We start from the raw sequence: 20,862 nt of genomic DNA, 5'->3' as shown, positions 1-20,862 counted from the left end.
GCGTTTCCCGCCTTTTTTCCAAGTTGCTTCTAGTTTAGCACGCAAGGCGTGGCGTGCAGGAATGGTTTGTTTGTGCAGACCAAATCCCTGCGAAAAAATTTTTAATACGAAAAAGCCTTAGCGGTCGCTAAGGCTTCCTTTCGAATCTGTGGTATTTCAAACCACTACTTCCTCTCCGTTCGCCAAATAGAGCAGCTCTCCCTCATGCGTGATTTCCAGATCCTTTCCCGAAAGAAGTGTGTAGACCGCCGACTCCCGGTTTTTATGGATTTTCAGCATCCTTCCCTGGTAGCGGACATGAAATTCGTAGGAGTTCCATTCCGCCGGAAGAACCGGAGAAAACGAAAGGCCGGATTCCTTCAGCCGCATCCCGGCAAAGCCGTAGACGATGCCAAGCCACGTGCCGCCCATATTCGCCATATGCAATCCGTCTTTTGTGTTTTTGTGGATGTTATCCAAATCAAGCCGTGCGGTTTCATCGAAATACCTATAGGCTTTTTCCGCATAACCCAATTTCGATGCCATGATGCTATAGATGCAGGAAGACAGCGACGAATCATGCGTCGTGATTTCCTCATAATAATCATAGGAATTTTTGATGGTGTCGAAATCCTGTTCATCCTCCAGCAAAAAATGGGCAAGCACCGTATCCGCCTGTTTCAACACCTGGTAGCGATACAGCGTCAAGGGGTGGTAGTTGAGCAATAAAGGAAACTTTTCTGAAGGTGTATTTAACAGATCCCATCTCGCCTTTTGCAAAAAAGTATCGTCCTGTGCATTAATTTTCAAAGTCTCGTCATACGGCAGATACATATTTTCACCGGCGGTCTGCCAATATTCCACTTCCGCTTCCGCCAGCCCCAGCCGATCGATGAGTTGGCTCAAGTGGCCGGGATCTTGATGCGCCAATAACCTGTAGACTTTCACAGCCCACAATAAATTATGCTTTGCCATGACATTCGTATAATAATTATTGTTGACGATGCACGTATATTCATCCGGTCCCGTCACCCCGTCAATCCGGAATTTGCCTGCCTGCATATGCCCCGTGTCCGCCCATAAACGCGCCGTCTCAAACAGCACCTCGGCCATATACCGTGTCAGGAATTCTTCATCTTTTGTGGCCAAATAATATTGGATATAACTGTACGCGATATCGGCGCTGAGATGGTATTGCGCAGTGCCTGCCGGGAAAAACGCTGAACTTTCCATGCCCGCAATCGTACGCCACGGAAACAAAGCGCCTCTTTTATGTCCCATTTCCCTCGCCCGCTCCTTTGCGTGCTCCAAAATCGAATACCGGTGCAACAGCAGATTTTTGGAAATTTCCGGATGGGTCATTAAAAAGACCGGAAAGATGTAAATTTCGGTATCCCAAAAATAATGCCCTTCATAGCCTTCTCCCGATAAGCCTTTCGCTGCGATGTTGCTGGCCGGATCTTTGCCGACGGATTGCAGCAATTGATACAGATTAAAGCGGATGCTTTCCTGGACGTGCGGGTCCCCGTCAATCACGATATCCGACACTTTCCAAAATGCGTCCAAATATTGCTTCTGCTGTGCCAGCAATTCCTCGAAGCTCATCTCTTTGACTTGCTGAAGAAGTTTCAGCCCTTCTTTCGTTACGTCAGCACCGTGCCGGATTGTATCCGTGTAAAGTGCGTATTTCGTAAAATAAATCGGTTCATCGCCTTTGCAAAGATACGTTTCCTCCAGCGTATGCTCACCTGGCCAGCTGTTGTATTCCCAGCTCCCGGCTGTAATGGAAGAGGAGGAAACACAAGCCACTTCGAGCTCCGTCACATATGTAGTATCTTTGACGATGCTGATGCCATTTTCCTGGAGCGCTTCCGTAACGTGAAGCCGTCTGGCATGGCCCGATGCGACTCGCGGATCGGTTTTATCAAAAAAATTCGTCACATCCCCATTGATTGTTGAAATCATTCTGATCCGATCAATTTGCGAAATCGGAATGATTTGGATGTCGAGGGCAAACAATTCTTTCGTCACAAACGAAACTAAGCGTCTGTAATGGATCTTCACTTCCTTGCCGCCAGGCGATCTCCAGTGGACAATCCGTTCCGTGAATCCCCGGTCCATATGCAAACACCGCTCAAATTCCAGCACTTGACCTTGGGCTAATGAAAACGGTTCGTCATCCAAATAGATCCGGACAGTCTGGGCATCGATGACATTCAGCACTTTCTCCTGCGTATCCGGAAAACCGTACAATTTTTCTCCGTAGATGATTTCTGTTTCGTCATGAAACGCATTGATATAAGTTCCGCGGATTGACTTGGTTCCTTCTTCGTGGCCTTCTTCGAAATTCCCGCGCACACCGAGATATCCGTTGCCGATGGACAGGATGCTTTCATTGATCACCAAACTTTCATCATCCAGATCAAAGCTCGTCAATTTCCAGGACATTGCTCCCCCTCCTCTCCGGCAGCCGCTCATCGGTCAATGCCGTTTCTGCTTAGCTTGAAATCGTTCCAGGATTTCCGGGAATATCAACCGGCTGGTGTCTTCCACCAAATAATCCGCATGCGCCAGATGCGCTTCTTCGCCAACACCTACGGAAAACATGCCTGCCCGGTTTATGGCTTCCACACCGGCCGCCGCATCTTCAATTCCGATGCAATCGGGATAAGCGATTCCGAACGCATCGGCTGCTGCAGTGAACGTTTCGGGATCGGGTTTGCCTTTCGTTATTTGCGCAGCGTCCACGACATAGTCGAAATAGCCGGTAAGCTCCAGCTTATCCAGGATGCGCGACGCATTTTTACTGGCGGAACCCAGCGCTATTTTGATACCCGATTTTTTATTGTCCTCTAAAAAATCCCTGATGCCGGGGAGGATATGAGTGGGATCGATCGCCTCGATCGACTCGAGGTAATAGCCGTTTTTCCGGGTCGCGAGCTCGATTTTTTCTTTATCCGATAACGCCATTGGTGTCGCGGCCTGCTCCAAAATCCGGTCGAGCGAATCCATGCGGCTGATGCCTTTCAACTGCTCATTAAAGTGCCTGTCTATGGTAATGCCCAATTCTTTCGCCAATTTTTCCCATGCCCGAAAATGAAATTCCGCCGTATCCGTAATGATGCCGTCCAAGTCGTATATGATGAGTTTCGGAAGTTTTGGCATAAGTTTCGTTCCTTTCTTTGTCAGCACTCAGGAATCTGCCTCCGAACTTCCACCAATTTTCTGGGCAATCCGGTAAAATGCGCTGAACGACAGGAAGGCGATCAGCGAACAAATCGCCAAAGGAAAAAGCCACAGCAATTGCGTCGTGCTGAGCCATGCCAGAATGCCGCTTCCGCATGCAATCACCAGACTCATCAACGGCTTGCCCGCTGAAAGGAAAAATGCGTTTTTCACCTTCGCCCAGCCGCTCATCCGGTAATGGGCATTGATCGACAGAAAATTGACGGTAACAACGAACAAAAACAGGCCGGATAGCAATAAAACAAAGGCCCCACTGCTTTTCGCTGTGTACAGATAAAAATAGCCGTAATACCAAACGAGCCACACCAGCGAAAAGAAGGCGCCCATTTTCACATTCGCTCGGTACTCCGCTTTCAGGTGCCTGAAGTAGCTTTTGGCAATGGAGGAGGTTTCCGCTTCCATGACCCATTCCCTTACTATAGAAAAGACCGCTGCCGTAGCCGGGAAAAAAAGCAGGCTTCCAAGGAGACATGCAGCAATTGCGAAGAAAATGAGCCCGCCGGAGCTGCTCATTTCCACTGTCACGAACAGCAAGAAAAACGGGAGGCTTATGCCGAACCACAACAAATTGACAGCGGAAAACCGCATGATCCATTCGCTCATTGCATAAAACACTCCGCTGATTCCTTTCAATTCAAGCATAATACCCCTCCCATCCCAAGATCCTTTATTTCACTGCACCTTCACCGATTCCTTTGATGATGTATTTCTGTGAAATGATATAGAAAATCACCACCGGAATAATCGTCAATGTCAGACCGGCCATCGCCATATTCCATTCAATGGTGAATTCCCCGAAAAAGTAGAACACAGACAGCGGAATTGTGCGCAAATCGCGATCGATCAACGTCAGGGACGGCAGCAGGAAATCATTCCAGATCAAGATAACGTTCAAGATCATCACTGTAGCCGTGATGGGCGTCAAAATCGGAAACACCACGCGCCAAAACACACCGAGTTTTGAAGCGCCGTCGATTGTCGCCGCTTCTTCCAGCGAAAGCGGAATCGATTTGATGAAACCGTGATAAAGAAAAACCGACAGCGCTGCATGAAAACCGATATTCATGAAGATCAATCCACTGAGTGAGTTGTATAGGGGAATGCCCGTATTTCTCGTGATGGTGGTAACCATTTGCATCAGTGGCATCATGATGGTTTGAAACGGAATCAGCATCGTCGCAATCATCGTCATAAAAATGATGGTGCTGATCCAATTGCCTGACCTCGCCAACATCCAGGCCGTCATCGACGATAGAATCACGATGAAAAGGACAGAAACCAGCGTTACGTACATTGAGTTTAAAAAGGCATTGAAAAAATCCATTCGCGCCATCGCAGCCTCATAGAACTCCAAAGTGAACGCTTCCGGAAATGCCAATGTGTTTTCGTATAATTCACGCCGCGTCTTAAAAGAGTTGATGAAGATAATGTAAATGGGAGACAGAAACAGCAGCGCCATCCCTATGAGCAATATCTCTTTCAACCACGTCCGAAGAAACTTCATCACATTTCCACCTCCCGCTTTTTCGTAATATAAACCTGGGTCAGCGTGATGGCCGCAACGATGACAAAGAACACAATCGCTTTCGCCTGCCCGTAGCCATAATTACTGTAGCCGAAAATTTCATTGTAAATATTCATGGCAAACAATTCCGTCGCATTGGCCGGGCCGCCGCCCGTCAGCGACAAGTTTACATCGTAGATTTTAAAGCCATAGGATAAGGTAAGGAATAAACTAATTGTAAACGCCGGCATCAGAAGCGGCACCGTGATTCGCATAAATCGCTGCCAGCCACCGGCACCGTCGATGCGGGCGGCTTCAATCACTTCACCGGGAATGCCCTGCAAGCCGGCGATATAAACGATCATCACATAACCCGCCATCTGCCAGGTAAAGACGAAAACGAGCGCAAACAGCGCAAAGTCTTCATTGTTCAACCAATTGAAGAAGATCGATTCCAAGCCGGTTACTTCGCCGATCAATGTGAAAACATCGAGGAAAACAAACTGCCAGATATAACCGAGAATCAGGCCGCCGATCAAATACGGCATAAACAGCATCGTTCTCGCCAAATTGGCCAGTTTCAGTTTGGACGTCACCAAAAGCGCGAACGCAAGCCCGACTGCATTCACCGTAATCACAGATAACACAGTGAAAATGACAGTTAACCACGTGGATCGGAGAAATCGGCTGTCATCAAGCAATCTCACAAAGTTCTCCAGTCCTGTAAATGTCATCGGATTGGCGCCAATGCCATCCCAATTAAAGAAAGCGTAATAAATCCCGACGACAAACGGTACGAGTACAATAATCGTAAATATAATTAATAATGGCACCGTAAATAGTAAATACCAGATGATTTTCTTCCTTTTCGCCACGCTCATCCCCACTTTCCTGACGCTGCGAATTCTTTGCCTTTGCAGAAAAAGCAGAACACGTCCCAAAAGACGTGTTCCTGCTATTTTTTAAACTCGCTTATTGAGCGGCATTTTGCCACGCTGCTTCCAGATTTTCAATCAGCTCATCGCCCGTCATGTCTTCATTGACGAAGAAGCTTTCAGCTGCCGGTGTAAAGTCGTTGGTCACGACATTCGCCGGATAATAATTATGCGACCACGGAATCGTGTTGCCGCTATTGGATGCTTCCAGCACGGCTTGTGATAACGGATCCAGATCGCCCGCTTCAATCGTAGTCAACGCTGGAATAAAACCGAAATCCTCCACGATGAACTGCTTCCCGGTGTCGCTCGTATGAAGCCAGTTCAGAAACTCGATGGCTGCATCAATCTCTTCCTGTTCCTTCTCAGCATTGACTGCCCAGCTGCTTCCGACGCCAACCGCCAATTTATCATTGCCTTCGAGAGGGAATGGTGCCATGCCGACTTCAAAATCAACTTCGAATTCATCAAGCATGCCAGCTGCCCAGTTTCCTTGGTGGATCATTGCAGTTTGACCAGAAGCAAAATCACCCACTTGTGTGTCGTAAGTCGTACTTAATGGGCTTGGTGTATTTTCACGGATTGCTTCCATAAACTCGCCGAATCGTTGGAACTCTTCTGTTTCAGCCAATGTCACTTCGCCGTTCGTCAATTGCTCCATGAATGCCTGTGGATCGTCCTGGATCGAGAACGGGTAATTGCTGATGTGGCCGATCAGGAAATAGGCTTCCGATGACAACCCGAAACCATTGATCCCTTCTGCATTAAAGTCTTCAAGCGTGCTGACAAATGAATCGTAATCCTGGATATCTGCAGGATCGACCATTTCGGTGTTATAGACAATTCCGAAGCCTTCAACACCATAGGGAATGCCGACCAATCTGTCGTCCATCATCAATTCCATATCCGGTGCGATGTCCCCCACAATTTCCATGTCATTCAAGTCGTAGAGATATGATGACAAACGCTCTGCCTCTTCCGCGTTCTGAAGACTGAAAATCGATGGTCCTGTTTGATTGTTCAGGCGAATCTGCAATTGCTGTGAATAGTCATCCCCCGTCGTCCCGATGACTTCAACCGGCACACCGCTTTCTTCCGTATAGGCAGCGGCAGCCGCTTCAAGCTGTTCAGAAATCTCAACCTTACTCTGGAAAATCGTAATTCCTGCTGACTCCCCGCCGGCTTCGCCGTTCGGTTCTTCTCCTCCATTCTCTTCATCTCCGCCACCACATGCACCCAGAACTGTCACGATTGCTGCAAACGTCAAACCCGTAAGAAATCTTTTATTGAACGCCATCGTATTGCCTCCTTAGGTAATTGAAATTGTATAGCGAATAAAATGACTGAGTCATTTTGAAACCACCTTGAGTCGTTAATTGCCTGAGAGTGGTATTTCCAGTAAACGGTCCAGTTGGTGAACGGTGCCGCCGCTTTCAAATGAAACCGGTCGCTCACCACTCCCCTTAATCTTCAGCAGCTCCCCTGTAATATCCAATTGCAGCGGCTGCCCCTGCCAGTATATTTTAAAGCGCATGCGTCGCCATTCGGGTGGCAGCCGGGGGTTAATTTGCAGTATCCCATCCGACTGACGCACGCCTGCGAATCCGAACACCGCCGCTTTCCAGATTCCCCCGATTGAAGCGGCATGCAGCCCGTCACTCGAAGAATCCATATTCGGGCCCATATCAATCCCGCAAGCCCGCTGAAACAATTCGTATGCACGTTCCCTTTCGCCGATATCATTCGCTGCAATCGCATGCGTCGTTAAACTCAGCGAAGAATCATGGAGCGTCCGTGCTTCGTAATAAAAGAAATTCGCCCGCTTGGCCTGTTGAGTAAAACGAAAATCATCTTTCAAAAAAGTCTGTTCCATCAAATAAAACAGCAGCACAACATCCGCTTGCTTTGTCACTTGGATGGCATTGATCTGCTCCGGGTTGTAATCCCGGTAAATTGTCCTGGCCTTCGTTTGCTGCTTATATTTATCGAGGTCGATGTCCTGCAAAGTCAGATACGTATCGTCTTGCGGCAAGATGAGATCCCCCTCCCGCGGCTGCGGTAAATAGAGCCCTTCCGCTTTCCTTTGCCAATCATTGTAAGCGGCTTCCACACCGAACGATGCCAATAAATCTGGATTGTCTTTCTCCAACTTCTCCGCATAGCGCAGTGCCAGTTTCAAATTAAAATACGCCATATAATTCGTGAACGCATTATTGTCGACATGTTCTTTGTATTCATCCGGGCCGATCACATCCGTTATTTCGAATTGCTCCCGGTTTTCATTCCATTCAAGGCGGCTTGCCCAAAATCTCGCTGTTTCGAAAACCATCTTGTAACCGGCTTGCTTCAAAAACTCTTCATCACCGGTGGCATTTGCATATTGATAAACGGCCAAAGCGATGTCGGCGGAAATATGATATTCAATAAAACCAGGCCAAATTTTCGTCCTCTCTCCGGTAACAATATCGATCCCGCCCCATTCCGGCGTCGCTTCGCCGTCTGTCGGCCAAGCCATTTCCCACGGATACATGGCGCCGGCATAGCCGTTTTCCCCGGCCTTCCGCCGCGCACTGGGCAATCCCAGATAACGGTATGTCAGCAAAGACCTTGCCCGTTCCGGCGCTGAATAAATAAAGAACGGCAGGATAAAAATTTCGGTATCCCAAAACGAATGCCCTTTATAGGCTTCTCCGCTTAAAGCTTTTGCGCCGATTCCCAGCCGGTCATCATTTCTCGGCGCCATGGCAGTCAAATGATACAGCGCAAAACGGATTGCCAGCTGATCTACCGGATTTTCACTTTCCACTTCGAAGCTGTATTCGTCCCATACTTTTTGCTGCCATGTCAGGCGGTGCGATTCCGCGAGTTTGTCGTAGCCTTCCTCTTCGTGTTTTTTGAGTTCGCCAAGAGACCGCTCCCGTAATTGCGACAAACTGATCGGCTCCTCGCCATTTTCGCTATCAAGGCTCGTATGCACCGTTATAAGCTTTTCCATTACAAACTTGTCATTCGGCTGCAACTCTATTTCAAAAGACATCCACACTCTTCTCCGGTCCATATCCATATCCGCTTTGCCGATTATTTCCTCGTCGTTGAGTTTTAATCTATGTACCGCATTGTGCACAAAATCAATTTCCGACTGCGTCGTCGTCTGCGTGAGCTGGATATACCGCTCCTCGATAATTCGGTGGTCCCCTTCCATAAAATGCTGAACGCCGGAATTGCTCATCCGCGCGTCAATGCCGCTGGTGATCGATAAGCTGGTGGCGTGTGACAAACATTCCATCTCTAGCTTCATGCCAATCAAATGCGGATTGTCCAGCGAGGCAATGCGCCTGAAGCGAAACTGCAGCTCTTTTCCGTCAGGCGATGTCCAAATGAATGAACGCCCCAATTCCGCATCCTTCAAATTCAGCTGTTTGATGTAATCACGGGTCTTCCCGAATTCCAGGCTGAACCGTTGCCCGTCAATTCGGATATCCAGCCGGGTGGCATCTGCTGCATTCGGCAATTCCGTCACTTCATTCCGGTCAGCCTGATTAAACGTTCCGTTGATGAAAAGATTCCGTTGTCCATTCAGATACGGCTCCTCTGCCGCTGAACGCAGGCCGAGATATCCGTTTCCAAGCAGCATCACGGTTTCGCTTTTCCCCAGATGGAGGGCAGAAAAATCCCGTTCAGCCAAAATCCAATTTTCATATGCACCCTGTCCGAGCGAATAATCCAGCATCACAGATTCCACCTCTGGAGTTTCCTGAGTAACTGAAGCCCATTTTTCATCGCATATAAAAGAGAGATGGCTCCTCTGGTTTTCCCCGGACCGTTTTAATTGTCTGCGAACCTTGCCATCTCTCAAGTCACCTAAGTTGACTATATATTTAGTATTTTCTGTATATTTAACGTTTTATAATAGTATAAATCCTTCTTTTTTAATAGTCAATGGATATTCCCTTTTAAATTCCAGCCGTAAATTGTTAAACCAATCTACCAGTGTCAACTCTTCACCGGCTTTAATTTCAGCCAAAACAAAAACCGCACCCAAAGATGCGGTCGGTCTCTCTCATTTTCTATACTTCAACGCCAGGCCCTTCAGGAAATTTCGTGCGTAGCGATCGCCGCACAGGCTGTAGTTTTTATGGCCCTGTTTGCGCAGCAAGCCGCTCAGCTCGCTTTTCGACACCGTCACGCCGGCAGACTGCAGGATTTCGATCATATCCTCACTCGTCAGCTGGAGCGCAATCTTCACTTTCTTCAACAGCAGATTCTTCGACGGTTCGTTCGTCAGCGGCGGCGTGCCCGTCTGGCCTTCCTGGCGTCCGCGCTTATGAATGATGAAACCGTTCAGGAACGACTCCAGCATCGCGTTGTCCACCGGCATATAATCATCGTTGCCGCTGTCTGTGAAGATGCTGTCATCTTCATCTTCATCGCGTTCCGGTGTCTTCGTCAGCGTCTTCTGCACATCTTCCTTCGTCAGCTGGATGCCGCCCAGTTTAAAAATCTCGACCATATCATTATTTTTAATGTCCAGTGCATAGCGCAGCCGGATTAAGATATCATTATTATCCATCGTGAAACCTCCTGTATCAAAACCGAATTTATCTTCTAATGATAGCATAGGTGGTCACTGGACTGCTGCCAATAAACATATGCTCCATTTCAATAAAAAGAAAACCCTCTTTCACACCAATGCACGCTCAAGGAACGGATACATTTGGAAAGAGGGTTTCGGATGGGTTTTATTATTTTGTCACTGTGCCTGCGTCTGGCGCATGAACGCCGTGACGGTAGAAATCAGCCTCAATCGGCTCGAGTGGATCACGTCCGAGGATAAGATCCGCTGCTTTTTCGGCCAGCATTAAGACAGGCGCGTGAATATTGCCGTTCGTCACATATGGCATGGCAGAAGCATCGGCCACGCGCACATTGTCCAATCCGTGCACTTTCATCGTTAACGGGTCTACGACAGCCATCGGGTCGGAAGCCGGCCCCATTTTCGCTGTGCATGATGGGTGAAGTGCTGTTTCAGCATCATTCGCTACCCATTCCAAAATCTCTTCATCAGTACTTACAGAAAGTCCTGGGGACATCTCTCCTGAATTATATGGAGCCATTGCGGGTTGCGACATAATTTTACGGGAAACTCTGATCGCTTCAACCCATTCGCGTCGATCCTGTTCCGTCGAAAGATAATTATAAACCATGCTCGGATAAACTTTCGGATCCTTCGAACGGATCTTCAATGAACCGCGCGCATCCGAATACATAGGTCCAACGTGCACCTGGAATCCGTGTTTGGTATCAGCCTTTTGCCCATCATATCTGACTGCTACCGGCAGGAAATGGAACATCAAGTTCGGGTATTTCACATCTTCGTTCGAACGGACGAAACCGCCGCCTTCGAAATGATTGGTTGCTGCCGGTCCGGTGCGCGCGAAAATCCACTGCAACCCGATAAACGGCATCCGCGCTTTGTTTAAGCTCGGCTGTTGCGACACAGGCAGCGGACAAGAATGCTGGATGTAAACTTCAAGGTGATCCTGCAGGTTTTCTCCTACTCCCGGAAGATCAACAACCGGTTCAATTCCCAGTGAGCGAAGGTGGTCCGCATTCCCCACTCCCGACAATTGCAGCAGCTGCGGCGTGTTGATGGCGCCGCCTGAAAGAATAATTTCATCTGCTTCGACTTGCTGGACCTTGCCGTTTTGCTTATACGTCAATCCTTTGGCACGTGTCCCTTCGAAATCGATGCTCGTAACAAAAGCACGCGTTTTCACCGTCAGGTTCTTGCGGCTCATGGCCGGATGCAAATAGGCCCGTGAAGCTGACAAACGTCTGCCATTAAGGATGTGCTTATCAAATGGTCCGAACCCTTCCTGGCGAAAGCCGTTCACATCTGGCGTTCGTGAATAACCAGCTTCTACTCCCGAATTAAAGAAGGCTTGAAACAACGGGTTCGTAGCCGGTCCGCGCTCCAATTTAATCGGTCCATCGTGGCCGCGAAGATCGTCATCGGGTGATGCCAATGCTGTTTCCAACCGTTTGAAATATGGGAGGCAATGAGCAAAATCCCATGTTTCCATTCCATTGTCAGCGCCCCACCGTTCATAATCCAATGGGTTGCCGCGTTGGTAAATCATGCCGTTGATCGAACTCGAGCCGCCCAGCACCTTGCCGCGTGCATGTTTGATGCGGCGTCCGTTCATATACGGCTCAGGATCAGATTCATACTTCCAATCGTAAAGGCTGTTGCCTGCCGGGAATGGCAAAGCTGCCGGCATTTGAATCAATAGATCCCACGAATAATCACTGCGCCCCGCTTCTAAAACAAGTACGTTTTTTGTGCCATCTGCACTTAAACGATCGCCGAGCACTGAACCTGCACTTCCGCCACCAACGACAATATAATCATATCTTTCACTCATATTCTGTTCCTCCTTGAATCTTGAAACTGGAAGAAAAGGATTCAATCGGCAATAAAAGCATTGCGGACACCCTTTCTTCAGTCATCAACATCACTCTTTGATTTCTATTCTTTATATGGTTTTTACTTCAATTAATTCTTTAGTTCAAATTGGGCTGTAATTTACGCTTACAGCACTTATGGAAGCTATTGTTTTAGAACCAGTTGATAGCTGCAGGTTTAAGGTTTTGGAAGATGTGTTTTGTTTCTGTATATTCTTCCATGCCCATTCTGCCCAATTCGCGTCCGATGCCGGATTGCTTAAAGCCGCCCCACGGCGCATGCGGGAAATAAAGATTGAATTCATTGATCCAAACTGTACCCATCCGCATTTTCGTTGCGCAGCGTTCAGCTTTTGCAATATCGTTCGTCCAAACTCCCCCAGCAAGGCCATATATGGAATCATTGGCAAGTTTCACTGCTTCTTTTTCTGTCTGGAATTTTTCAACAGTGATAATCGGGCCAAACGCTTCATCCTGCACGATGTTCATATCGGTAGTGCAATCAGTGAAAATAGTTGGCAGGTAGAAAAATCCATTTTGCAGTTCCGGCTCTTCCGGGCGTTTGCCCCCAACGGCCAATGTGGCACCTTCTTGGATGCCCATTGCTACATAGTCTTCCACTTTTTGAAGATGTCCAGCTGAAATAAGTGGTCCCATTTGCGTGTCTTGTTCAAATCCGCTTCCCAGCTTGAACTTCTTCACCCGTTTCACAAGCGCATCCACAAACTCATCATGAATGCTTTCTTCCACAATCAGTCTTGTGCCAGCAGAACAAATTTGACCTGCGTGGAAAAATACCCCGTTCAGTGCCTGGTCGACAGCCACTTCAAAATCAGCGTCGGCAAAAATGATGTTCGGGTTTTTTCCGCCAAGCTCGAGAGCTAAATTCTTCACATTCGCACTCGCCGCTTGCATAATCTTCTTGCCGGTAGCCAGGCCGCCCGTAAATGACAGGAGATCCACATCTGTACTGCTCGACAGTTCTGCACCAATCGTATCTCCAGGACCCAACACCAAATTCGCAACTCCTGCCGGCACTCCTGCTTCTTCCATCAATTCGAATACTTTAATAGTAGTAAGTGGTGTAATTTCACTCGGTTTCATCACCAAAGTATTGCCAGTTGCCAGCGCTGGCGCCAGTTTCCAGGAAGCTTGAAGCAATGGATAATTCCACGGTGTAATTTGTCCGCAAACGCCCACTGGTTCGTGAACGACTCTACTGATGGAATTTGGCACCGGTGAAGCGATCAGCTCACCGCCATTTTTATCTGCAAGCTCTGCGAAATACCGAAAAACGCCCGCGATATCATCCATGTCGCCGTTGCTTTCTTCCACTGTTTTGCCGGTATCCAACGATTCCAGATGCGCAAGTTCCTCTTTATCCCGTTCAATCAATTCAGCAATCTTCCGGACAATCGCTCCTCGCTCAGTTGCTGGCGCAAAAGCCCATTCCCCGTCATCAAATGTTTTTCTTGCGGCAGCTATAGCTGCTTGTGCATCCTTTTCATCCCCGTCCGAAACTGTAGCAATAATTTCCTGGTTATACGGATTGATTATGTCGCGCGTTTTTCCGGAAATTGATTCCACCCATTGTCCATTGATATAATGTTGCAGTTTTATATTCAAAGCTTTCAACTCCAATTTTCATTAAATTAAGTTTGTTAAGAATTTATTTAACATACAAAAACCATAACATGCCCTTTTCGCACTGTCAAAATTACTTTTGGATTGTACTTGCATCATTACACAAAATAAATTATTTTTTCTAAAGCCTGCCAGTTAATGAGGGAAAGGACCAAATCAGCCGACAAATTTCTGATTTGCATTTGACTTTTAAACTCAACGCGTTAACATAAAGTTTGTTAAGAAGATTAAATGATTACTTAACACGGTTTACTTTACCCACAAAGGAGCAAGATTATGAGTGAATCCATTGAACGATCCAGAACCAAAATAGAAGAAGCCAAAGACAAAGTCATTGGCGCCATTGCAGAAACCATGGATTTATACGGCGTAACCCCTGCTGCAGCCAATCTATATGCGACGATGTATTTCAAAGATCAAATGACACTTGATGAAATGCAAACTGAGCTTGAAATGAGTAAACCGAGCATGAGTACAAGCGTCCGCAAGCTGCAGGATATAAAAATGGTGAAAAAAACATTTACGCGCGGCTCCCGGAAACATACCTATGTGGCTGAGAAGAATTTCTTCCGTTCGTTTATGGAGTTTTACTGCCTCATGTGGGAACGGGAAGTAAAAATGAACATGGAAGCCATCGAAGAGTCACAGATGGACTTCACCAATATCATTAAAGATTCCGACAGTACACCGGACGTTGTCGCGGAAGCAAAACAATTCTATGACCAATTGGAAGAATCCAAAGCCTATTACAACTGGCTGGATGACTTGGTTGAGAGTATTAGAAACGGCGAGATATTTGAATTCTTACCGAAAGATCAAAAGGATTAAGCCAGAACAAATTATCGGGCGGTCTGCTGCAATGCTGTTGGCCGCTCACCTATAATTGATGCCTCACTCTTTTGTAAAAAAGGGCTTTCTTCGTTCGGCTTTTTCGTTAAATAAAATTTTAATACTTTTAATAAATTTAATATTAAAACGTATTTTAATTAATATACATATTCAAAAAGGGGAGTTTTACATTATGAACAACTGGAAAAAAGGTCTCGGTTTTATTGTGCTGATTTTCATCATTGCACTACTTGCAGCATGCGGAAACGCTGATGGTGCAGCGGACGGTGAACAAGCAGAAACAGGAACTGAGCAAGAGGATAAAGAATTAAGCATTGGCCAAATTAACTGGGCAGAAAATATTGCTGTAACAAATATGTGGAAAGTTATTCTCGATGAAAAAGGATATGACGTTAAGCTGAGTGTCTTGGATATGGGTACGACAATGAAAGCTTTGGAAACTGGGGATATCGATGCCAGTTTAGAAATATGGCTGCCTGTACAGGACGCTAATTATTTGGAGCAATATCAAGATACAGTCAATTTCTCGGAGGCTACTTGGTTCGACAAAGCAAAAGTCGGGCTTGTTGTACCGACTTATATGGAAGAAGTTAATAGCGTGGAAGATTTGAACGAACACAAAGAACTGTTCGACAGCAAAATCGTCGGGTTTGATCCTGGCGCAGGAACAATGGAAGTTACAGAACAACTAATCACGGACTATGATCTAGACTTTGAACTGCAGCAAAGCTCGGAAGCTGCAATGCTGGCTGAAATCAAAGAAGCCGTGAAAAACGAAGAACCGATCGTAGCACCACTTTGGAGTCCACATTGGGTATTTTCCCAATTCGACTTGAAATTCCTGGAAGAGCCGCAAAACACTTTCGGTGGTGTAGAGAAAATCCACCATGCGACTCGCCAAGGATTTGAAGAAGAGCATCCGGAAGTAAGCGAATGGCTTAAAAACTGGAAGATGGATGATAAACAAATCGGTGAACTCATTGACTACGTTGAAAGTGCCGATGAACCTCTTGCTGGTGCTGAGAAGTGGGTCGGAGAGAACGAAGAATTGATCGGTGAATGGGTAAAATAAAGAACAATAACTAAACAAAGCTCCGGATATGGACACTTACCAGTGACCACATTCGGAGCTTTTTTTCATGGAATAAATGATCGTCTGGAGCCCTGCAGTAACTGTTGCAATCGCTCATTGTTTATTGCGATACAAATAGATGGTGATTGGTGCAAATATGGCCGTCATGATCACGGAGACAATGAGTACCAATACGACCTGTTCCACCGTTGCATTGCCATGCATGGCTCCGCGCACAGCTGTTGCAAGAATGGAAATCGGATTGATGTCTACAAAGCTCTGCAACCAGGATGGCAGCGTTCTGGGATCAACAAATACATTGCTGACAAATGTCAGCGGAAACAGCACCATAAAGCTCAACATCATCAGTGATTTTTCGGAACGCATGATGATACCGAAGCTTGTCCAAATCCAGGACAAGCTGAACGAGAACACCAACACCAGCACCACCGCACCCAATATCCCCATGAAGCCGCCTTCCGGACGGAAACCGAGGATAAAGCCGAGCCCGATCATAATCGCCGATGCCAGCGAATAGCGAACCACATCCACCAGCAGCGAACCGACAAGTGCTGATGGCAGCCAGATGGGCAGCGTACGGAACCGGTCAAAAATCCCTTTCCGAATATCGTTATTCAAATCAATGCCTGTATACATCGTAATTTGGGAGACAGTCATCACCAGGATGCCGGGCAGCAGGAATTGAAGGTATTCTTCCGTGGATCCTGCGATTGCCCCGCCAAATAAATAAGTGAACATCAACAAAAAAATAATCGGAAAAACCGTTACATCGAACATTTGCTCCGGCACATGCTTAATGCGCAGCATCGCCCGTTTCGCGAAAACCAGTGTAGACACGATGGCGCTTGGCGGTTTCGGCCGGTGGCTGGATGCGATTGACTCATTCAGCCGTATTTCACTTGTCCCTTTTTCTCTTTGCTCAATATAGCCTGTCATGATGCCCCCTCCTCGGGTTCTGTTTCCTGTTCAGCGGCATGTCCGGTTAACGTCAGGAACACTTCATCGAGGCTCGGCCGGCCAAATGAAAAATCACTGACAGCAATACGTTGCTGTGACAATTCACCCAATGCGTCTGCAACCAGAAACGAATCGTTTATCTGGGCTGTCAACGATGCTGAATCTGAGCCCATATGAACCGGCACAGCAAGCGTCGCTTCGAGAATCTCCACTGCCCGATCCCGGTCTTCAGTATTCACCAGGCGAATATTCAAAGTGCCTGTGCCCACCGATGCCTTCAATTCACCACTTGTGCCTTCTGCAATAATTTTGCCTTTGTTGATCACTGCAATGCGGTCTGCCAGCTGATCGGCTTCATCCAGATATTGAGTCGTCAGCATGACCGTTGTGCCGCCGCTTACGAGCGCACGAATAATATCCCATACCTGATTCCGGCTTCTCGGATCGAGACCTGCCGTTGGTTCATCCAAAAATAATAAGTCTGGCGTCACCACGATGCTCGCAGCAATATCAATGCGTCTCCGCGTCCCACCTGAATAATTTTTCACTTGCCGTTTGGCTGCTTCTTCCAGTCCAAACGCTGTCAATAATTCACCTGCACGGACCTTTGCATCCTTGCGTCCATAACCCATCAATTTCGCCATCATGACAAGGTTTTCCATGCCGGTCAAATCTTCGTCGATCGATGCATATTGTCCTGTCAGACTGATGCGGCTTCGAATTTTGTCCCCTTCTTTGCTTAAATCATGGCCAAAAATTTTGGCTGATCCGCCGTCCGGCTTCAACAGGGTGGCCAGCACCCGAATTACCGTTGTTTTTCCCGCTCCATTCGGCCCTAAAAATCCGTAAACTGTTCCTTTTGGAATCGTTAAATCCACACCGTCCACTGCCCGGTGTTTGCCAAAAACTTTCACAATGCCCGTTGCTTCTATTGCCCACTCAGCAGTTGCCGGTCGGTGGCTTACACTTTCCACTCTTCTCACCCTTTCCTATGTATAGAAGGAATAGTTCCGAAAAAAGGGACCTATGTTGATTGCCTCAATTTCAACCACAGCAAAAAGGAACGTTTGTTCTTATTTATTCTACAACTTTCAACAGCTTCTGTAAACTGTTATTTTCTGATTATTCAATTTTTTGTTCAGTTATTTGTATAATCTCGCATAATAATGTGCTGGTCAACCTTCATGCCTGCAGTGATTTATGCCAAATAAAAAAGCGCAAATCTCCTGTTACGGAAATTTGCGCACTGCTTTTATTCTTATGCCCCGCGTGGTTCTTTCGGCGGCTGGCAAGTATCACATTTGCGTTGGTTGTTCTTATTGAACTTCGTAAATGTCTTCTCAAAATTATTGCCGCAGTCACATTTAAACAGCAATTTTTGAGAAAAGCCGTGATATTCAGTCGACAGCAATTTACTGTCTGAATTCTTTGCGGTAAATTCTCTTATTTTCTCGATTGTCCATCGTTTATTCATATTAGTACACCTCTATAAGTTATTGGCAGGCAGAAACTTCAGCCACCCGTTCAGGTAAGGGAAAAGTTACGTTGATCCTAAGTTTCTTATTATAGCACGGACTTCTCTGTATTAGAAAGTTAATGAATTCCTCGCCCTATTAGCGTCAGATTCCACTCTATCGCGTCAGCGGCATTTTTTGCCTTTACATACTTTTCGGCGCATGTCATACTAACTTAAAATCCATCAGCAAAGGCGGGCATACTGTGATATCTCCCAATTGGTTTCTAACAGATCGAACGCGTTTCAGTGTGATTGATTACAACGAAAAAAAATACATGATCTGCTTTTCCAACACCTTCAGACGGGAAATTATATTTGTAGAAGACGTCCAAAGCGGCAAAAGAGCCTTGCCCCTTCCCAATGAAAAAAACACGCTCAACGAAACATTGATTGAAAATTTGATAGCGAGAATTTGAACAGCTTCCAAAAATAGCGCACTCCCGATCTAACCGGGAGTGCGCTATTTTTATTTCATTTCCCATTTGGAGTTCGGCTGTTCAGCCACATGCTATACCTCAGTTAAAGCGCCAAAATTATTCAGCAGTTCCCGGACCTCGTCCGTCGTCTCGGTATACATCAGCTGATTTCTCAATTCACCGGCTCCCCGGATTCCGCGCACATAAATCTTGAAGAAACGGCGCAGCGGTTTGAACGAAATTGGTTCGATGTCCGTTGAATACTTGTCGTGGAGGTCGAGATGCAGACGCAGCAGATCAAATAATTCCTGAGTGCTGTGTTCTTTCGGTTCCTTTTCAAAAGCGAACGGATTATGGAAAATTCCGCGTCCAATCATGACGCCGTCGATGCCGTATTTTTCGGCAAGTTCCATGCCCGCTTGGTGATCCGGAATGTCGCCGTTGATCGTGATCAGCGTATCCGGTGCGATTTCATCCCGTAATTGCTTGATCTCCGGAATCAATTCCCAGTGCGCCGGTACGGCACTCATTTCTTTTTTCGTCCGCAAATGAATCGACAAGTTGGCAATGTCCTGCTCCAGAATGTGCGTCAGCCAGCCTCGCCACTCATCCAAAGCGGTATAGCCAAGGCGCGTCTTGACGCTGACAGGCAATCCGCCCGCTTTTGCCGCTTCGATAATTTCAGCTGCATTATCCGGATAGTTGATCAGGCCGCTCCCTTTTCCTTTTGCGGCAACATTCGGCACAGGGCAGCCCATATTGATGTCGATCCCTTTAAACCCCTGCTTCGCCATGCCAATGCTCATTTCCCGGAAATGTTCGGGTTTATTGCCCCATATATGGGCCACCATCGGCTGTTCATCTTCCGTAAACGTCAACCGCCCGCGGACACTTAAGATTCCTTCCGGATGGCAGTAACTTTCCGTATTCGTAAACTCGGTAAAAAACACATCCGGCCGCGCTGCCTGGGCCACTACATGGCGAAAAACCACATTCGTGACATCTTCCATCGGTGCCAGCACAAAAAATGGCCGCGGCAGATCCTGCCAAAAATTCTCTTTCATATTTCAATTCCAATCCTTTCATTGCGGGATGGAAGGTCGTCCCTTCATCCAAAATTCTTGTGGTATCTATAGTTGAAATCAATAATATCCTATCAAAACAGTACTTCTATTATTCTTAACCTTATACAGTTTACACGAATCCCGCGATTGTGGAAAGTGGCGTGTTTTTAAAGCGAAAGCTTCCGCTTCAATAAATGCGCCGCTTCATCTCGCGGTATTCACTCAAGGAAAAAGACCCCTCAACAAGCCAAAAGATTGTCGAGGGATCTTTGTTCATACTTGGTAAAAGTTGCTTGTTAGGGGCTTAACGAGATCGGAATTGCTGGGTATTCAAGTGAAAATCATTTAGCAAGCCAGCTTAAACCAATAGTGCCTTCACCTGCATGGACGCCTACGCAGACACTGAGCTGCACCACTTCGACTTTTAACTCCGGAAACTCCTGCAGAAGCTCGTTCTTCCAGATTTCAGCATCCGCGGCATTATTGCAGTGAATGGCGGCCACTTCAGTGACGGTGCCGGCAGCCATATCCGCGCGAAGCGCATTCATCACATTGTTTTTCGCCCGCTTAATGGACCGCACTTTTTCTTTCATGACCGTGATGCCATCCACAAAAGTAATGACCAGTTTAATATTCAATATATTACTCAAGAAATTTTGCGTGCCGGAAACACGCCCACTTTTATGCAATTGATTCAGGCTCGAAGGAATAAAAGATAGATGGGCTTTAGCTGTCATTCCTTTGAGAGCTGCGACAACTTCTTCAACCTCTTTCCCGTTCGCCAAAAGTTCATTTCCGGCTTCGATCATTTTGACCATTGGGAAAGAGCCGATTTTCGAATCGATGGGATACACTTTGAAGTCCGTCATTTTAGCGGCTGACTGTGCACTTTCAAATGTACCCGAAAGTCCGCTCGACAGGTGCAGCGCAATCGCCAAATCGTATCCTTCCGCCTCCAATTTTTCGTATAAAGCGAGCATTTCGCCAATTGCCGGCTGTGAGGTTTTCGGAGATACTTTTGCTAGGCGTAATTTCTCGTAAAATTCTTCCTGGGTAAGATCAATCGATTCTCTATATGTTCCATCGGAAAAAACAACACTGAGGGGCAGGACATACACATTGTGTTGTTGAATAAAAGCTTCATCCAATTGCGCCGCTGTATCCGTAATCCAAGCTATTTTTTTCATCAAATAA

Annotated in this window: 17 protein-coding genes; 2 read left to right on the top strand and 15 right to left on the bottom strand. The window is 46.8% G+C overall.

Going from position 1 to position 20,862, the window contains the following annotated elements:
* Positions 1-156: 156 nt before the first annotated feature.
* The 10 genes from DHX103_RS10630 to betB all read right to left on the bottom strand — a co-directional run bounded on the left by DHX103_RS10630 (position 157) and on the right by betB (position 13,755).
* A complete protein-coding gene (locus tag DHX103_RS10630) occupies positions 157-2,427 on the bottom strand; it encodes a glycoside hydrolase family 65 protein (RefSeq protein WP_422122257.1) in 2,271 nt (756 codons plus the stop codon).
* Positions 2,428-2,460: 33 nt separating this feature from the next.
* Positions 2,461-3,144, bottom strand: coding sequence for a beta-phosphoglucomutase (pgmB, locus tag DHX103_RS10625; RefSeq protein WP_422124754.1), 684 nt, complete (start codon positions 3,142-3,144; stop codon positions 2,461-2,463).
* Between the two features lie 27 nt (positions 3,145-3,171).
* On the bottom strand, positions 3,172-3,867 hold the full coding sequence (locus DHX103_RS10620; RefSeq protein ID WP_422122256.1) for a YesL family protein: 696 nt from the start codon (positions 3,865-3,867) through the stop codon (positions 3,172-3,174).
* A 25-nt stretch (positions 3,868-3,892) separates the two neighbouring features.
* Positions 3,893-4,729 carry a carbohydrate ABC transporter permease gene (locus DHX103_RS10615; RefSeq protein WP_422124753.1) on the bottom strand — a complete coding sequence of 279 codons (837 nt, stop codon included), beginning with the start codon at positions 4,727-4,729 and terminating at the stop codon, positions 3,893-3,895.
* A complete protein-coding gene (locus DHX103_RS10610) occupies positions 4,729-5,610 on the bottom strand; it encodes a carbohydrate ABC transporter permease (protein ID WP_422122255.1) in 882 nt (293 codons plus the stop codon). The genes DHX103_RS10615 and DHX103_RS10610 overlap by 1 nt, the downstream gene beginning before the upstream one ends.
* 91 nt (positions 5,611-5,701) lie before the next feature.
* The gene (locus DHX103_RS10605) at positions 5,702-6,961 is read right to left on the bottom strand and encodes an ABC transporter substrate-binding protein (RefSeq protein WP_422122254.1); all 1,260 of its coding nucleotides are present in this window, start codon (positions 6,959-6,961) and stop codon (positions 5,702-5,704) included.
* Between the two features lie 75 nt (positions 6,962-7,036).
* Entirely contained in the window at positions 7,037-9,394 is a 2,358-nt protein-coding gene (locus DHX103_RS10600; RefSeq protein ID WP_422122253.1) for a glycoside hydrolase family 65 protein, read from the bottom strand.
* Between the two features lie 330 nt (positions 9,395-9,724).
* A complete protein-coding gene (locus DHX103_RS10595) occupies positions 9,725-10,234 on the bottom strand; it encodes a DUF1456 family protein (protein WP_422122252.1) in 510 nt (169 codons plus the stop codon).
* Positions 10,235-10,406: 172 nt separating this feature from the next.
* The gene (gene betA / locus DHX103_RS10590) at positions 10,407-12,089 is read right to left on the bottom strand and encodes a choline dehydrogenase (RefSeq protein ID WP_422122251.1); all 1,683 of its coding nucleotides are present in this window, start codon (positions 12,087-12,089) and stop codon (positions 10,407-10,409) included.
* A gap of 193 nt (positions 12,090-12,282) precedes the next feature.
* Positions 12,283-13,755, bottom strand: coding sequence for a betaine-aldehyde dehydrogenase (gene betB, locus DHX103_RS10585; RefSeq protein WP_422122250.1), 1,473 nt, complete (start codon positions 13,753-13,755; stop codon positions 12,283-12,285).
* A 294-nt stretch (positions 13,756-14,049) separates the two neighbouring features.
* Here betB and cudC point away from each other — a divergent pair, with 294 nt between their 5' ends.
* A complete protein-coding gene (gene cudC, locus DHX103_RS10580; protein ID WP_422122249.1) occupies positions 14,050-14,601 on the top strand; it encodes a choline uptake/conversion transcriptional regulator CudC in 552 nt (183 codons plus the stop codon).
* A 193-nt stretch (positions 14,602-14,794) separates the two neighbouring features.
* Positions 14,795-15,694, top strand: coding sequence for a glycine betaine ABC transporter substrate-binding protein (locus DHX103_RS10575; RefSeq protein ID WP_422122248.1), 900 nt, complete (start codon positions 14,795-14,797; stop codon positions 15,692-15,694).
* A 114-nt stretch (positions 15,695-15,808) separates the two neighbouring features.
* On the opposite strand, the gene DHX103_RS10570 is transcribed toward DHX103_RS10575, so the two are convergent.
* The 5 genes from DHX103_RS10570 to DHX103_RS10550 all read right to left on the bottom strand — a co-directional run bounded on the left by DHX103_RS10570 (position 15,809) and on the right by DHX103_RS10550 (position 20,855).
* Positions 15,809-16,651 (bottom strand): ABC transporter permease, encoded by an 843-nt coding sequence (locus tag DHX103_RS10570; protein ID WP_422122247.1) that lies wholly within the window; start codon positions 16,649-16,651, stop codon positions 15,809-15,811.
* A complete protein-coding gene (locus DHX103_RS10565) occupies positions 16,648-17,646 on the bottom strand; it encodes an ATP-binding cassette domain-containing protein (protein WP_422122246.1) in 999 nt (332 codons plus the stop codon). The genes DHX103_RS10570 and DHX103_RS10565 overlap by 4 nt, the downstream gene beginning before the upstream one ends.
* A gap of 284 nt (positions 17,647-17,930) precedes the next feature.
* Positions 17,931-18,146: a hypothetical protein gene (locus DHX103_RS10560; RefSeq protein WP_422122245.1), complete on the bottom strand. Its 216-nt coding sequence runs from the start codon at positions 18,144-18,146 to the stop codon at positions 17,931-17,933.
* Positions 18,147-18,696: 550 nt separating this feature from the next.
* Positions 18,697-19,668, bottom strand: coding sequence for a tRNA dihydrouridine synthase (locus DHX103_RS10555; RefSeq protein ID WP_422122244.1), 972 nt, complete (start codon positions 19,666-19,668; stop codon positions 18,697-18,699).
* Positions 19,669-20,009: 341 nt separating this feature from the next.
* Positions 20,010-20,855, bottom strand: a complete 846-nt coding sequence (locus tag DHX103_RS10550) for a DegV family protein (protein ID WP_422122243.1) — start codon at positions 20,853-20,855, stop codon at positions 20,010-20,012.
* Positions 20,856-20,862: the final 7 nt, after the last annotated feature.

Source organism: Planococcus daihaiensis (assembly GCF_049262615.1).
Classification (GTDB): Bacteria; Bacillota; Bacilli; order Bacillales_A; family Planococcaceae; genus Planococcus.
The sequence above is the reverse complement of the archived record's forward strand: the minus strand, read 5'-3'. Positions and strand labels throughout refer to the sequence as shown.